The following is a 14899-nucleotide window of genomic DNA, read 5'->3' as shown; positions in this document are numbered from 1 at the left end:
TCGACAGCGCGCCGGCCTCGCGCTCGGCAAAATCCTGCCGGATCCAGATCAGCGGCCGGCGCGCGGCGACACGCGCGGCCAGGCCGCACAGAAAGCCGGTCGCGGCCGCCGCCTGGCGGCCGGCCTCGGCGAACACCTCGTGCAGCGCGCCGGTGGCGAGCCCGCCCTGCAGCACCGCGTCGGCCTCGTCATGGCCGAGCGCGACCCGGCGCAGATCATGCGCGCCATCGGCCGCTTCGAGACGGGCAATGCGGCCGCGCAGGCGCGCGAGCGTGTCCATGCGTGCGCCGGTCATCCGTCGCCGCTCCTTTCAATCCATCGTGCGGGTGCTGCCGTTCTCAAAAGGAAAGCTGGCAGTTGAACCCGCGACGAACCTCTTTGTTCATGATACGTTCTAATATAAAGCTAACGCCCGACAGAGAGTCAATCGGGATTGACCCGGTCCGGATTCAACGAGTGGAATCAAGGGGATTCAAAAGCATGGAGCTGCTGCGCAAACTGGAGATCCTGGCCGATGCCGCCAAGTACGACGCGTCCTGCGCCTCCAGCGGTACGGAGATGCGGGATTCCCGCGACGGCAAGGGGCTCGGCTCGACCTCGCCGGGGATGGGCATCTGCCACTCCTATGCGCCGGACGGACGCTGCATTTCGCTGCTCAAGATCTTGCTGACCAATGCCTGCAACTTCGACTGCCTGTATTGCGTCAACCGTGCCTCCTCCAACGTGCCCCGCGCGCGCTTCACGGTCGACGAGGTGGTGAAGCTGACGATCGACTTCTATCGCCGCAACTACATCGAGGGGCTGTTTTTGTCGTCGGGCATCATCCGCAGCCCGGACTACACGATGGAACAGGTCGTGAGCGTCGCGCGCAAACTGCGCGAGGAGCATCGCTTCCGCGGCTACATCCATCTGAAGACGATTCCGGAGGCCGACGAGGCGCTGATCGCGGAGGCCGGCAAATATGCCGACCGGCTCAGCATCAACATCGAGACGCCGCTGGAGGACAGCCTGACGAAGCTCGCGCCGGAGAAGGACCAGCGCGCGATCCGCCGCACCATGGGCCGCCTCAGGCTCAAGCTCGACGAGACCGCCGAGGCCAAGAAGACCGTGCGCCGCGCCCGGCCGCCGCGCTTCGCGCCGGCCGGCCAGAGCACGCAGATGATCGTCGGCGCCGATGCCGCCAACGACCGCACGATCCTGTCGACCTCGGCCAATCTCTACGGCGCCTACAAGCTCAAGCGGGTCTATTACTCGGCCTTCAGCCCGATCCCCGATGCCAGCCGCGCGCTGCCGCTGCAGGCCCCGCCCCTCGTCCGCGAGCACCGGCTGTACCAGGCCGACTGGCTGATGCGGTTCTACGGCTTCGATGCGGAGGAGATCGTCGAGGAGCACGAAGGCATGCTGCCGCTCGACATCGATCCCAAGCTCGCTTGGGCGCTGCGCCACCGCGACCGCTTCCCGCTCGACATCAACACCGCGAGCCGCGAGGAGCTGCTGCGCGTGCCCGGCTTCGGCACCCGCACCGTGCAGCGCATCCTCGCCACGCGACGCACGACGACGATCCGCTTTGCGGATCTGGCCCAGCTCAACGTGATCCGGAACAAGGCGCTGCCGTTCATCGTTTTGTCAGACCACCGGCCGTCGCCGTCCCTGCTGGACGGCGCCAGCCTCAGGGCCCGGCTGCGGCCGAAACCGCAGCAGCTGGGATTTGGATTCTAGCCAAGTCGTCATTGCGAGCGCAAAGCCCCGCAGTCGCTGTCATTCCGGGATGGTCCGAAGGACCAGACCCGGAATCTCGAGATTCCGGGTTCGCTTCTACGAGGCGCCCCGGAATGACGGTGACCATGGGACTTCGGCCGCAATGACGAGAGAGGTGAGATGCACGTCGTAACCCTCGACAGCGACACCGATTTCGATGGCTGGCGTCGGGCGGCGCGGGCGCTGGCGATGAACGACGTCAGGCCGGCCGACGTGTCCTGGCGCGTCAAGGGCGCTGCGGCGGACCTGTTCGACGATCAGTCGGAGACACGGCTGCCCGAGGTGCCGAAGGGCGCGTTCTCCGTGCCCGCGAGCTTCATGGAGCTGGCCGAAAGCGCGATCCTGCACAACGACCCCAACCGCTTCGCCCTGCTCTACCGGCTGCTGTGGCGGCTGCGCACCAACCACGACCTGATGGACATCGCGACCGATCCCGACGTCGCCCAGGCCAACGCGCTGGCCCGCGCCGTGCGCCGCGACGTCCACAAGATGCACGCCTTCGTCCGCTTCCGCGAGGTCGGCCGCGAGCGCGAGGCGCGCTACGTCGCCTGGTTCGAGCCCGAGCACCACATCGTCGAACGCGCCGCGCCGTTCTTCGCCCGCCGCTTCGCCGACATGCCCTGGTCGATCCTGACGCCGGAAATCTGCGCCCATTGGGACGGCAGCCGGGTCTCCTTCACCTCCGGCGTGAGCAAGGCTGAAGCGCCGAGTGAAGACCGGCTCGAAGAGGTGTGGCTGCGCTATTATGCCAGCATTTTCAATCCGGCACGGCTGAAAGTGAAGGCGATGGAAAAGGAGATGCCGAAGAAATATTGGCAGAACCTGCCCGAGGCCAAGCTGATCCAGCCGCTGATCGCGGCAGCCTCCCGCCGCACCACGGAGATGATCGCCGAGTCCGGTACCGAACCGCACAAGCCGCAGAAGCGCGTCGAGGAGACCGCGATGACCCGCGAGCCGAAAGCGCCCGCCGCTGCTGAGACCTCACGTGATGTCGAGGTGACCGATCTTCAGAGCTTGCGTGAGGAGGCCGCCGCCTGTCGCGCCTGCCCGCTGTGGAAGGACGCGACGCAAACCGTGTTCGGCGAAGGGCCTGACCATGCGCCGCTGATGCTGGTCGGCGAGCAGCCCGGCGACAAGGAGGACCTCGCCGGCCATCCCTTCGTCGGCCCCGCCGGACAGATGCTCGACCGTGCGCTGGCAGAGGCCGGCATCGACCGCTCCAAGGTCTATGTCACCAATGCGGTGAAGCACTTCAAGTTCGTGCCGCGCGGCAAGATCCGGCTGCACCAGAAGCCGGCGACGCCGGAGATCAAGGCCTGCCGTCCCTGGTACGAGCGTGAGCTCGCCGCCGTCCGCCCGGCGCTGGTGGTGGCGATGGGCGCCACCGCCGCCCAGGCGGTGTTCGGCAAGATCACCCAGGTCACCAAGAACCGCGGCCACGTCGTCGACCTGCCCGAGGGTCCCCAGGCGATGATCACGGTGCATCCGTCCTACCTGCTGCGGCTGCCCGACGCCGACGCCAAGGCGCTGGAGTATGAGCTGTTCGTGAAGGACCTGAAGATCGCCGCCGCCGCGCTCAAGCGCGCCCACGCGGCGTGAGCTGTCTGGATCGTCTCTCAACAGCCTCCGCCGAGGCGAGAGCGGTCTTAACAACCCGTCAAGCTGTCATGCGGGCTTTGCATCCGTCCGTCAGAAGGAAGGCTCGTTGTCGTAACGAGGGGCGTTCTCATGACCGACGTGACCATCAATTCCGGATTGGGCGAAGGCGCCCCAATCCAGCCGGCCGCACGGCCGAACCTGGACAAGGGCTTCAATCCCCTGACCATGATCCTCTTCCTCGGCATTCTCGCCGCAGGCTTGCTGTTCGTTGCCTACAGCATCTATGTCGATGTCGACGCGACCGGCACGAAGGTGACGACCTACCTGCCCTACATCCTGCTGTTCGTGGCGCTGCTGATCGCGCTCGGCTTTGAATTCGTCAACGGCTTCCACGACACCGCCAATGCGGTGGCCACCGTGATCTACACCCATTCATTGCCGGCCGAGGTCGCGGTGATGTGGTCCGGCTTCTTCAACTTCCTCGGCGTGCTGCTGTCGACCGGCGCCGTGGCGTTCGGCATCGTCTCGCTGCTGCCGGTCGAGCTGATCCTGCAGGTCGGGTCGAGCGCGGGATTCGCGATGGTGTTCGCGCTGCTGATCGCCGCAATCCTGTGGAATCTCGGGACCTGGTATTTCGGCCTGCCGGCGTCCTCCTCGCATACGCTGATCGGCTCGATCATCGGCGTCGGCATCACCAATGCGCTCGTGCGCGGCCGTGACGGCACCTCCGGCGTGGACTGGAGCAAGGCGACGGAGATCGGCTACGCACTGCTGCTGTCGCCGCTGGTCGGCTTCATCTGTGCCGCCGCCCTGCTCTATCTGCTCAAATTCCTCGTCCGCAATCCGGCGCTGTACGCCGCCCCCGAAGGCCCGAAGGCGCCGCCGTGGTGGATCCGCGGCCTCCTGATCCTGACCTGCACCGGTGTGTCGTTCGCGCATGGGTCCAATGACGGCCAGAAGGGCATGGGCCTGATCATGCTGATCCTGATCGGCACGGTGCCGACCGCCTATGCGCTGAACCGTGCCCTTCCGGAATCCCAGATCGCCCGCTTCCAGGAGACCTCGCAGGCGGCCGCCAAGGTGATCGCCGCCAAGGCTGCCGGCTACAACGTGATCGGCGATCCCCGCCCGGCGGTGACGCTCTATGTCGCCGAACGCAAGATCAACGAGGGCACGTATCCGTCGCTCGCGGTGCTGGTCAAGGATGTCGGCGACCAGGTGCGAACCTACGGCTCGCTGAACAAGGTGCCGGCGGAAGCGGTCGGCAACACCCGCAACGACATGTACCTCACCTCCGAGGCGATCCGCTTCCTGATGAAGGACAAGGAGAACGATCTCAACAAGGAGGAGATCGCGACGCTCAACGCCTACAAGGCCTCGCTGGACAGCGCGACCAAGTTCATTCCGACCTGGGTCAAGATCGCGGTGGCGATCGCGCTCGGGCTCGGCACCATGATCGGCTGGAAGCGCATCGTCATCACCGTCGGCGAAAAGATCGGCAAGACCCACCTCACCTACGCGCAAGGTGCGGCTGCCGAGCTGGTCGCGGCCGCCACCATCGCCGCGGCCGACAATTTCGGCCTGCCGGTCTCCACCACCCATGTGCTGTCGTCGGGTGTCGCCGGCACCATGGCCGCCAATGGCTCGGGCTTGCAGATGGCGACCATCCGCAACCTGCTGATGGCCTGGGTGCTGACCCTGCCGGCCGCGATCCTGATCTCCGGCGCGCTGTACTTCATCTTCTCGCGGCTGTTCTGAGCGGCGCGGCGAACACCGAAGGACGAAAGGCCCGCGTCAGTCGACGCGGGCCTTTCATGTGCGCGAATTCGCGATGAAAATACCGAGCGCGGTGACGCTCGGCCGGCTCACGCCGCCAGAGTGTTCTCCACCACCTTGATGAAGAACGAGGTGCCGTAGACGATCGCCTCGTCGTTGAAATTATAGGCGGGGTGATGCAGGCCGGCCGAGTCGCCGTTGCCGACGAAGATGAAGGCGCCGGGACGGGCTTCGAGCATGTAGGCGAAGTCCTCGCCGCCCATCATCGGCGGCATCTCGTGCACGTTGGCGTCGCCCGCGACCTCCTTGGCGGCACGGATGGCGATCTCGGTCTGCTCGGCGTGATTGACCACCACGGGATAGCCGCGGGTATAGGCCAGGTCGATCTTGGCGCCGGTCATCTGCGCGACGCCGGTCACGACCTCGCGCACCCGCTTTTCCATCAGCTCACGCACCTTCGGCGTCAGCGTGCGGACGGTGCCGCGCAGCACCGCGCTCTGCGGAATGACGTTGCGGGCATTGCCGGCGTGGAACTCGCAGATCGACAGCACCGCCGCCTCCAGCGGATCGACGTTGCGGGCCACGACCTGCTGCAGCGCGGTGACGAGCTGGGCGCCGACCATGAGCGAGTCGATGCAGTTGTGCGGCTTGGCGGCATGGCCGCCATGGCCCTCGATGGTGATGTCGACCGCGTCGGTCGAGGCCATCAGCGGCCCCTGGCGGATCGCGAAGGCGCCGACCGGCAGGCCCGGGCCATTGTGCATGCCGTAGACCTGGTCGATCTTGAAGCGGTCGATCAGGCCGTCCTTGATCATCGCATCGGCACCGCCGCCGCCCTCCTCGGCCGGCTGGAAGATCACCGCGACCTCGCCGGCGAAGTTGCGGGTCTCGGCGAGATAGCGCGCCGCGCCGAGCAGCATCGCGGTGTGGCCGTCATGGCCGCAGGCATGCATCATGCCCGGGGTCTTGGAGGCATAAGGCAGCCCGGTCGCCTCCTCGATCGGCAGCGCGTCCATGTCGGCGCGCAGGCCGAGCACCTTGACGTCGCCCTGGCCGGGCTTGCGGCCCTTGATGACGCCGACCACGCCGGTCTTGCCGAGGCCGGTCACCACCTCGTCACAGCCGAACTCGCGCAGCCGGTCGGCGACGAAGGCCGCGGTCCGGTGCACCTCGTAAAGCAGCTCGGGATGCGAATGGATGTCACGCCGCCAGGCCTGGATGTCGGGCTGCAGATCGGCGACGCGGTTGACGATGGGCATGGGAAATCTCGTAGCTCCAGAAGGGATTTGAGCCGTTCTAGCATGCAAAAGTCGCACCGCCCAAGATGGGGGCTGCACAGGCCTCATGGCTCGGTCAACCAGCCATGAACGTGGCGCTTGTCCGGCCCCGCTCCGGCTGACTAAAAGCCTCTCAAGGATTGGGAAGGGAATGCCGATGCCGCGTCAGCTCGAGGGGGAATACGATTATATCGTCGTGGGCGCCGGCACCGCCGGCTGCATCCTCGCCAACCGGCTATCCGCCGATCCCAAGACCAGGGTCCTGATCCTCGAGGCCGGCGGCCACGACAACTGGATCTGGTTCCATATTCCGGTCGGCTACCTCTTCGCGATCGGCAATCCGCGCTCGGACTGGATGTTCCGCACCGAGGCCGAGCCGGGCCTGAACGGCCGCTCCCTGGCCTATCCCCGCGGCAAGGTGATCGGCGGCTGCTCGGCGATCAACGCCATGATCTCGATGCGCGGCCAGGCCGCCGACTACGACCATTGGCGCCAGCTCGGCCTGTCCGGCTGGTCCTATTCCGACGTGCTGCCGGTGTTCCGGAAGCTGGAGGATCACTTCCTGGGCGAGAGCGAGCACCACGGCGTCGGCGGCGGCTGGCGGATCGAGGCGCCCCGGCTGTCCTGGGCGGTACTGGACGCGGTCGGCGACGCCGCCGAGCAGATGGGCATCCGCCGCATCCCCGATTTCAATACCGGCGACAATGAAGGCATCAGCTATTTCCACGTCAACCAGAAGCGCGGCCGCCGCTGGTCGTCGGCGCGGGGCTTTCTCAAGCCGGCGCTGAACCGGCCCAACCTGCGGCTCGAGACCAACGTCCTCGTCGATCGGCTGATCGTCGAGAACGGCCGCGCGGTCGGCGTCCGCTTCCAGCAGAGTGGCGAGACCATCGAGGCCCGCACCAGGGGCGAGGTGATTCTCAGCGCCGGCTCGATCGGCTCGGTGCAGGTCCTGCAGCGCTCCGGCATCGGCCCGGCCGAGTGGCTCGGCGAGCTAGGCGTCGATGTCGTCATGGACAAGCCCGGCGTCGGCCGCAATCTGCAGGATCATCTGCAGCAACGCGCGATCTACAAGGTCTCGGGCGTGAAGACGCTGAACGAGACCTACTACTCGTTGGTCAAGCGCGGCCTGATGGGCCTCGACTATGCCTTCCGCCGCCGCGGCCCGCTGACCATGGCGCCGTCCCAGCTCGGCATCTTCACGCGCTCGGATGCGACGCGCGACCGCGCCAACATCCAGTTCCACGTGCAGCCGCTGTCGCTCGACAAGTTCGGCGATCCGCTGCACCGTTTCCCGGCCATCACCGTCAGCGCCTGCAATCTGCGCCCGACCTCGCGCGGCACCGTGCGCATCCGCTCGGCCAGGCTCGACGAGGCGCCGTCGATCGCGCCGAACTATCTCGCGACCGCCGACGACCGCCAGGTCGCCGCCGATGCGATCCGCGTCACGCGGCGGCTGATGAAGCAGAACGCGCTGGCGGCCTACAGGCCGGAGGAGTACCTGCCGGGCCCTGCCGTCGGCGACGATGATGCGGCGCTCGCCAAGGCGGCCGGCGACATCGGCACCACGATCTTCCACCCCGTCGGTACGGCGAAGATGGGCACGGCTGACGATGCGATGGCGGTGGTCGACGAGCGGCTGCGCTTCCGCGGCCTCGATCGCCTGCGCATCGCCGACGCCTCGATCATGCCGACGATCACCTCGGGAAATACCAACACGCCGACCGCGATGATTGCGGAAAAGGCGGCGATGATGATCCTGGAGGATGGGCGCTGACGAACTCCACGCCGCCCGCCTGTAGCGAGCGGCGTGACGCGAGCTCGAACGCCTGACGATGGGCTGTACGCTTACGCCGCGCGAACCAAGGCATTCCTATCGGTCCAAGCTGACAATTCTCTGACACCGCGCAACGATCGGTTGCTGCGTAGAACAGTGGGAATAACGCGCAGACCGTCATTCGCCCGTCGTCAATCCGTGAAGCAGACCCGTAGGGTGGGCAAAGCGCCGCCGCAGGCGGCGCGTGCCCACCGCCTCACGACGATCTCCAACCGCAACGGTGGGCACGGCGCGCGTGAGTCCATCGAAAACGGCTGACATCACGGCGCGCCTTTGCCCACCCTACGGAGTTCGAGCGTTTTCTTATCAAGGCTACTAATGCGCTGCTAGATATAGCGCCCTCTCCCCTTGTGGGAGAGGGCGCATTCACTTGCAGCGCGTTCAGCCGCTTGCCCATTCAAAAGCGTTAGACGACCCGCGCCACCCATGGAATGCGCCTCAACAACGCCGCCGCTCCCCAGCTCACCGACAGCGTCCCGACCAGCACGATCGCGAACTTCACGGCCGCTGGCCATGCCGGATCGAACACGAGGTATTGCAGCCAGAGCAGCGGCAGGAAGTGCAGCAGGTAGATGCCGTAGGCCGAGGGCTGCATGCGGTCCATCAGCGCCAGCGGCGCTTTGGCCCAGCGCAGGAAGAAGGTCGGCACGCCGAACGCCATCGACGCGCAGAAGCTGGCCACGGCGCTGCCATAGGCGGCGCGCCACCACAGCGGCGGGGAGTCGAAATCGGCGATCCAGTTGTGGTGGGCGTAGGCGAGCAACAGGATCATCGCGTAGCAGCCATAGGAGAGAGCGAACCAGACGGCCCATCGCCGCACGAGCGAACCATCGGTGGCGAGCGGCCCGTTGCGCAGGCCAGCGGCTCCGATCGCGATGCCGGCCGCGAAGAACGCCGGATACAGCAACGCGCGGCTCGCCTGTAGCGGCAGCGGAAAATGGCCGGGCATAAACCACAGCCCGTCGCCGAAGCCGAGATGCGGCGGGAGATAGACGGCATTGGCGATGACCAGGAAGATCAGGAAGCCCAGGACCGGCGCGCGCAGCAAGCCGCCGGCCCAGCGTCCGAGCGCGGCGATCGCTCGCGGCGACAGCGTCCAAAGGAGCGTGACCAGTAGATCGAAGATCAGCAGCACGCCGAGAAACCACGCCGAGCCCGACGGCCAGGGACCTTCGCTGATCATTCGCCACCACACCGTGGTGAACGGATCCTCCGCCACGTAGTAGCGGTAATAGGCGATCGGCATGATCACGAGGATCGACACGAGGTAGGGCACGCCGAGCCGCAGCGCGCGCCGACCGAGATAGTCCGACGCGCCCCGCCTCGCGAGGCTCGCCGGCACGAACAGGCCTGAAATGAAGAACATGCACGACATGAAGTAGCTGTCGTTGAACAGCGCCACCAGATCGAAGCCGAGCCAGTGCATGCGGTCGCCGCCCTGGCCGAAATAGGTGTAGTTGATCGCGGAGTGATACAGGACGACCGAGAGCGTGATGAAGGTCCTGGCGCGGTCGAGCGCGACGATGCGGCCGCCGGCCGCCTCGGTCCATGGCTGGGTTGCCGTCACGCGCTCATGCATCGATGTCGAGTCCGCCTGTCAGCTGCAGGAATGGGTTCATTATACCCCGCAGACCTCAACCGCGATGACATCCTGCCTGAACAAACCGGCGCGGCAACCCGGCGCATGCGATCACGAACGCGTCAATGCCGGACAATGCGCGGGAGGCTGGGAATAAAACCGCCGCGATACCGCTCTCCTCCCCGCAAGCCCGATGGCGGGACGAGGGAGACGACGATGAGCTTTGATGATCATGACGACAGCGGCCTCAGCCGCCGCAAGGTCCTGGAATGCATGACATGGGCCGGCACCGGCGTGCTCTGGACCCTGTCCGGCGGCGTACCGCGCTCGCTCGGCCTCGTCGACGCGGCAAAGGCGGCCGAGCAGCAGGCCACCGGCCTCACCTTCCTGCAGATCAGCGACAGCCATGTCGGCTTCGACAAGCCGGCCAATCCCAATGCGATCGGCACGCTCGAGGAAGCCGTCAACCGGATCAAGGCGATGCCGAAGAAGCCCGCCTTCATGATCCACACCGGCGACATCTCGCATCTGTCGAAGGCGGCGGAGTTCGACGACGCCGACCGCATCATCTCGCAGACCCGGCTGGACGTGCACTATGTGCCGGGCGAGCATGATTTCCTCGACGAGGACGTCAAGCTCTACAAGGAGCGCTACGGCAAGGGGAGCCGCGGCGCCGGCTGGTACTCGTTCGACGCAGGCGGCGTGCACTTCGTCGGGCTGGTCAACGTGGTCGATCTCAAGGCCGGCGGCCTGGGCAATCTCGGCGCCGAGCAGCTCGCCTGGCTCGAGCAGGACCTCAAGGGCCGTTCGACATCGCAGCCGGTCGTCGTGTTCGCGCATATCCCGCTGTGGACCGTCTATCCGCAATGGGGCTGGGGCACCGAGGATGGCGGACGCGCGCTCGACATGCTCAAGGGGTTCGGCTCGGTGACTGTGCTGAACGGCCACATCCATCAGGTGATGCAGAAGGTCGAGGGCAACGTCACCTTCCACACCGCGCGCTCGACCGCCTTCCCGCAGCCGGCGCCGGGCACGGCGCCCTCGCCCGGCCCGATGAAAGTCGAGGATGCCAGGCTGCGCACCCTGCTCGGCATCGCCAGCATCGATTTCAAGCTCGGCGACGAGCGGCTCGCGATCATCGACACCCCGCTGGCCGGCTGAGGACCACCGAGCATGAACCGACGCGCATCACTGGAGCGGAGCATCCGCCTCGCCCTCACGGCCGCTCTGCTCGGCACCGCGCCGCTGCACGCCGAGACCATCAAGGTCACGATCGACAACTTCACCTTCACGCCGGCGGAGGTGACGGTGAAGGTCGGCGACACCGTGACCTGGACCAATCACGACGACATTCCACATACCGTGGTGTCGGCCGGGAAATACAGGTCGAAGACGCTGGATACCGACGACAGCTTCTCCTTCACCTTCGCGGCGGCCGGCGACTACAAGTATTTCTGCTCGCTGCATCCGCACATGACGGGGATGGTGAAGGTTGAGTAGGGTCGCGAACCAGGGCATGAGAACAGCGTCATGGCCGGGCCGGCAACGAGCCGCCGCCCCGGCTGTGATGCCGCGAACCGAACCGGAAAGGACGCCGGTGGCCACATCGCCTGACGATCCCGAGCGGGCGCGGCGCTTCCGCGAAGCGGCGCTGCCCTATCTCGACGACGTCTATACGCTGGCGCGCTATCTGCTGCGCAACCCGGCGGACGCCGACGACGCCGTGCAGGAATGCTATCTGCGCGCGCTCAAGCATTTCGACACTTATCGCGGCCCTCAGATGAAGCCGTGGCTGTTCGCCATCCTGCGCAATGTCTGCCATGCCGAATTCGCCCGCCGCGCCGGCGCTCCGCTGAAGGCGCTCGACGATGCGCCCGAGGCGGCCGACCAGCCGCCGCTCTGGCAGGACAGCGCCGAGACGCCGGAGGGCGCCATGTTGCGCGAGCGCGAGGCGTCGGCGATCCAGCGGATGATCGACACGCTGGCCGAACCGTTTCGCGAGACGTTGGTGCTGCGCGAGATCAACAATCTGTCCTATCGCGAGATCGCCGAGGCCGCCGGCGTGCCGGTCGGCACCGTGATGTCGCGCCTTGCCCGCGCCCGCGCGCTGCTGCGCACCGCCTGGCTCGCGCAGGAGGAGCTCAAGCCATGACCTGCGACGACGCCGAGATCCTGATCCATGCGCTGGCCGACGGCGAGCTCGATGCCGGCCACGCCCGCGAGGTCGAAGCTCACATCGCGGCATGCCCGCGCTGTTCCGCCGAGCTTGCCGCCATCAGGCAATTGAAGCAGGCGCTCGCCGGCGCCGACCTGACCTACAAGGCGCCGCCGGCGTTGCGACAGCGCCTGGACGCCGCACTGCCGCCGGCGCAGCCGGCCAATGTGACGCCGCTCGCCGCGGCCCCGAGCCGCCGCTCGCTGCTGAGGGGCTTCGCGATGGGCTCGGCGGTATCGGCGCTCGCCGCCACCGGCCTCGTCGCGATCGTGCTGCGCAACGATGATCAGCAGCGCATCGAAGCCGAGATCGTCTCGGCGCATCTGCGCTCGCTGCAGGCCGGCCATCTCACCGACGTGATCTCGACGGACCAGCACACGGTGAAGCCGTGGTTCAACGGCAAGCTCGACGTCGCGCCGCCGGTGATCGACCTGACCGCCGAGGGGTTCACGTTGATCGGCGGCCGGCTCGACTATGTCGATGCGCGCGCGATCGGCGCTGTCGTGTATCGCCGCCGCCAGCACGTCATCAATCTGTTCGTGGCGCAGACCTCGTCGGCCGAGCGCCGCACGGCAAAGCTGGACACGATCCAGGGCTTCAACATCCGCTCCTGGCGCGACCGCGGCCTGAGCTACTGGGCGGTGAGCGACATCAATGCCGACGAGCTCAACGAGTTCGGCGAGCGGTTCGAGCGCGCGATGAGTGGGAGCAGTTGAGGCAGCCACTTCCGTCATTGCGGGCGAGCCGAAGCCATCGAGAGTCGAGGATGACGCCACGAATTGCTTCGCTTCGCTCGCAATGACGCGGCATCCACGGGGGAGCCGTAGGGTGGGCAAAGCGAAGCGTGCCCACCGACCGTCAACAGCAACTGAGACGGTGGGCACGGCGCTTCGCGCCTTTGCCCACCCTACGAAGCCAGTTTTCTCGGATGTCACGCCGGCGTAGGTGGCCATCCAGTACGCCGCGGCCTGTCGAGCTGATCACCACCGTCTCGGCGTAATGGATCGCCCGGTCAAGCCGGGCGATGACGGTTCGGTCTGTCGCGACGGACGCGCCTTCGTACCTGCTCTACGAGCTCACGCCGACTTCCTGATCGCGTTGTCGACCAGGGTCTTGCCGAGCGACCAGATCGCGCCGGGGACCTTGTGGCTCTGCGCGATCACGTCGTCGAAGGCGCGCTCGATCCAGGAGCAATCGTCTTCGGTGATGGTCAGCGGCGGCAGCAGCTTGATGGTGTGCAGGCCGTGGCCGGCGACCTGGGTCAGGATCTTGTGGTCCTTGAACAGCGGCACCGTGATCAGCTGGCAGAACAGGCCCTTGTTGGCGCTCTCCAGCATCGTCCAGGACGCCTTCAGGCGGAGCGATTTCGGCGGACCGAATTCGACGCCGATCATCAGGCCCTTGCCGCGCACTTCCTTGAGCAGCTCGTAGCCCGGCACCATCCGCGTCAATGCCAGGCGCAGTTCGGCGCCGCGCTTGGCGGCCGCCTCGATCAGCTTCTCGGCCTTGAGCACCTCGAGCGTGGCGATGCCCGCAGCCATCGCGAGGTCGTTCTTGGCGAAGGTCGAGCCATGCACGACCGCCCGATCCATGCGGTTGAAGATCTTGTCGAAGATCGCCTTGCGCGTGAGCAGCGCGCCGACCGGCACGTGACCGCCCGACAGCGCCTTCGACAGCAGCACCATGTCGGGCTCGACGTTCCAGTGTTCCACGGCGAGGAACCGGCCGGTGCGGCCCATGCCGGTCTGGATCTCGTCGGCGATGAACAGTGAGCCGTATTTCTTGCAGAGCGCGGCGGCGCCGGGCAGGAACTCGTCAGTGGGCATGTTGACGCCCTTGCCCTGGATCGGCTCGACGATGAAGGCCGCAATTTCGCGTGATGACAGCGCCTGCTCAAGCGCGGCCAGATCGTTGAAGGGAACGGCCGTGCACCCCGGCAGCAGCGGCTCGAAGCCGGTGCGGAAATTGGAGTCCTCGGTCAGCGACAGCGCACCATAGGTGAGGCCGTGGTACGAGTGCCCGCAATAGACGATGCCCGGACGTCCCGTGGCACCCCGCGCGAATTTGATCGCGGCCTCGACCGTCTCGGCGCCGGAATTGGCGAAGAACACCTTGTCGAGATAGGGGACATATTCCAGCAGCCGCTCGGCAAGAACTCCCGCCAGGGTCGAGACGTCGAGCTGCACAAGATTTGGCAGGTCGCTGTCGAGAACGCTTTTCAGCGCGTCACGGAGAGTCGGATGGTTGCGTCCGATAGCAAAGACGCCGAAGCCACTCAGCAGATCGAGGTAACGGGCGCCGTCACGGTCGTAGAGATATTGCCCTTGGCCCTTTTGGAACCCGACATCATATCCAATCGTCTTCAGAACGCGGACAAGTTGCTCGTTCAGATGCCGAGAATGCATGGTGCTGCGCTGCGCCTGGCGCTCCACAAACATCTCGGAAACGTCTAGATTGGGCTTTAGCATCGGCTACATACTTCGGTTGATGGACGTGACGTCAACTGAAAACGCGCAATGCGGCGTTTTGCCCTCATTCGCACCATCAAAGCAAGCACGGGTTTCTGCCAATGTTGCATCGCCTTAGATCTCTCATGTCGACAACGATAGCATACTCTGCAGTGGTGTTCGCCGCAGGAATTTCTTCTGCGCTCGCGGCCGACCCCACAGGGGATTGGCGGGTCGCCGACGGTGTTGCCAACATCCGAGTCGCACAATGTAATGGCAGCATGTGGGGCGTCGTCGCTTGGGAAAAGACCCCTGGCGGCCGGGACAGTAACAATCCCGATCCCGCCCAGAAGAGCCGGCCGACGCTGGGCATGCCGATCCTGATCGACATGAAGAAGAAGCCGGGTACGG

General features: G+C 66.1%; 12 protein-coding genes and 1 pseudogene. 9 read left to right on the top strand and 4 right to left on the bottom strand.

Features of this window, described 5'->3' with window-relative positions; translation table 11 throughout:
* Nucleotides 1-295 (bottom strand): annotated as a pseudogene (locus BRAS3809_RS26735) (DNA repair protein); the annotation flags it as partial.
* 185 nt (nucleotides 296-480) lie between these two features.
* On the opposite strand from BRAS3809_RS26735, the gene BRAS3809_RS26730 reads away from it, so the two are divergent.
* The 3 genes from BRAS3809_RS26730 (at nucleotide 481) to BRAS3809_RS26720 (ending at nucleotide 5115) form a co-directional block, all read left to right on the top strand.
* Nucleotides 481-1719 carry a putative DNA modification/repair radical SAM protein gene (locus BRAS3809_RS26730; RefSeq protein WP_008965129.1) on the top strand — a complete coding sequence of 413 codons (1239 nt, stop codon included), beginning with the start codon at nucleotides 481-483 and terminating at the stop codon, nucleotides 1717-1719.
* 159 nt (nucleotides 1720-1878) lie between these two features.
* A complete protein-coding gene (locus BRAS3809_RS26725) occupies nucleotides 1879-3357 on the top strand; it encodes a UdgX family uracil-DNA binding protein (RefSeq protein WP_008965128.1) in 1479 nt (492 codons plus the stop codon).
* Nucleotides 3358-3486: 129 nt separating this feature from the next.
* On the top strand, nucleotides 3487-5115 hold the full coding sequence (locus BRAS3809_RS26720) for an inorganic phosphate transporter (protein WP_008965127.1): 1629 nt from the start codon (nucleotides 3487-3489) through the stop codon (nucleotides 5113-5115).
* A gap of 107 nt (nucleotides 5116-5222) precedes the next feature.
* On the opposite strand, the gene BRAS3809_RS26715 is transcribed toward BRAS3809_RS26720, so the two are convergent.
* On the bottom strand, nucleotides 5223-6392 hold the full coding sequence (locus BRAS3809_RS26715; RefSeq protein ID WP_008965126.1) for a M20 aminoacylase family protein: 1170 nt from the start codon (nucleotides 6390-6392) through the stop codon (nucleotides 5223-5225).
* Between the two features lie 175 nt (nucleotides 6393-6567).
* Here BRAS3809_RS26715 and BRAS3809_RS26710 point away from each other — a divergent pair, with 175 nt between their 5' ends.
* Complete coding sequence (locus BRAS3809_RS26710) at nucleotides 6568-8187, top strand: GMC family oxidoreductase (RefSeq protein ID WP_008965125.1); 1620 nt, start codon at nucleotides 6568-6570, stop codon at nucleotides 8185-8187.
* A 466-nt stretch (nucleotides 8188-8653) separates the two neighbouring features.
* Here BRAS3809_RS26710 and BRAS3809_RS26705 read toward each other — a convergent pair whose 3' ends face one another.
* On the bottom strand, nucleotides 8654-9826 hold the full coding sequence (locus BRAS3809_RS26705) for an acyltransferase family protein (protein WP_008965124.1): 1173 nt from the start codon (nucleotides 9824-9826) through the stop codon (nucleotides 8654-8656).
* 216 nt (nucleotides 9827-10042) lie between these two features.
* Between BRAS3809_RS26705 and BRAS3809_RS26700 the strand changes: the two genes are divergently transcribed.
* The 4 genes from BRAS3809_RS26700 (at nucleotide 10043) to BRAS3809_RS26685 (ending at nucleotide 12757) form a co-directional block, all read left to right on the top strand.
* Entirely contained in the window at nucleotides 10043-10987 is a 945-nt protein-coding gene (locus BRAS3809_RS26700; protein ID WP_008965123.1) for a metallophosphoesterase family protein, read from the top strand.
* 12 nt (nucleotides 10988-10999) lie between these two features.
* Complete coding sequence (locus tag BRAS3809_RS26695; protein ID WP_008965122.1) at nucleotides 11000-11326, top strand: cupredoxin domain-containing protein; 327 nt, start codon at nucleotides 11000-11002, stop codon at nucleotides 11324-11326.
* Nucleotides 11327-11423: 97 nt separating this feature from the next.
* Entirely contained in the window at nucleotides 11424-11978 is a 555-nt protein-coding gene (locus BRAS3809_RS26690; protein WP_008965121.1) for a sigma-70 family RNA polymerase sigma factor, read from the top strand.
* Nucleotides 11975-12757: an anti-sigma factor family protein gene (locus BRAS3809_RS26685; RefSeq protein ID WP_008965120.1), complete on the top strand. Its 783-nt coding sequence runs from the start codon at nucleotides 11975-11977 to the stop codon at nucleotides 12755-12757. Before BRAS3809_RS26690 ends, BRAS3809_RS26685 begins: the two co-directional genes overlap by 4 nt.
* A gap of 360 nt (nucleotides 12758-13117) precedes the next feature.
* On the opposite strand, the gene hpnO is transcribed toward BRAS3809_RS26685, so the two are convergent.
* Nucleotides 13118-14509, bottom strand: a complete 1392-nt coding sequence (hpnO, locus tag BRAS3809_RS26680) for an aminobacteriohopanetriol synthase HpnO (protein WP_035658838.1) — start codon at nucleotides 14507-14509, stop codon at nucleotides 13118-13120.
* 125 nt (nucleotides 14510-14634) lie between these two features.
* Here hpnO and BRAS3809_RS26675 point away from each other — a divergent pair.
* On the top strand, nucleotides 14635-14899 hold a 265-nt coding region (locus BRAS3809_RS26675), incomplete at its 3' end, for a DUF2147 domain-containing protein (protein WP_035658843.1).

This window comes from Bradyrhizobium sp. STM 3809 (assembly GCF_000239795.1).
Taxonomy (GTDB): Bacteria; Pseudomonadota; Alphaproteobacteria; order Rhizobiales; family Xanthobacteraceae; genus Bradyrhizobium.
The sequence above is the reverse complement of the archived record's forward strand: the minus strand, read 5'-3'. Positions and strand labels throughout refer to the sequence as shown.

Coding starts and splice junctions, on each gene's coding strand:
- hpnO (WP_035658838.1), bottom strand. CDS start 14,509: ATGCTAAAGCCCAATCTAGACGTTTCCGAGATGTTTGTGGAGCGCCAG.
- BRAS3809_RS26720 (WP_008965127.1), top strand. CDS start 3,487: ATGACCGACGTGACCATCAATTCCGGATTGGGCGAAGGCGCCCCAATC.
- BRAS3809_RS26725 (WP_008965128.1), top strand. CDS start 1,879: ATGCACGTCGTAACCCTCGACAGCGACACCGATTTCGATGGCTGGCGT.
- BRAS3809_RS26685 (WP_008965120.1), top strand. CDS start 11,975: ATGACCTGCGACGACGCCGAGATCCTGATCCATGCGCTGGCCGACGGC.
- BRAS3809_RS26700 (WP_008965123.1), top strand. CDS start 10,043: ATGAGCTTTGATGATCATGACGACAGCGGCCTCAGCCGCCGCAAGGTC.
- BRAS3809_RS26705 (WP_008965124.1), bottom strand. CDS start 9,826: ATGCATGAGCGCGTGACGGCAACCCAGCCATGGACCGAGGCGGCCGGC.
- BRAS3809_RS26730 (WP_008965129.1), top strand. CDS start 481: ATGGAGCTGCTGCGCAAACTGGAGATCCTGGCCGATGCCGCCAAGTAC.
- BRAS3809_RS26715 (WP_008965126.1), bottom strand. CDS start 6,392: ATGCCCATCGTCAACCGCGTCGCCGATCTGCAGCCCGACATCCAGGCC.
- BRAS3809_RS26710 (WP_008965125.1), top strand. CDS start 6,568: ATGCCGCGTCAGCTCGAGGGGGAATACGATTATATCGTCGTGGGCGCC.
- BRAS3809_RS26695 (WP_008965122.1), top strand. CDS start 11,000: ATGAACCGACGCGCATCACTGGAGCGGAGCATCCGCCTCGCCCTCACG.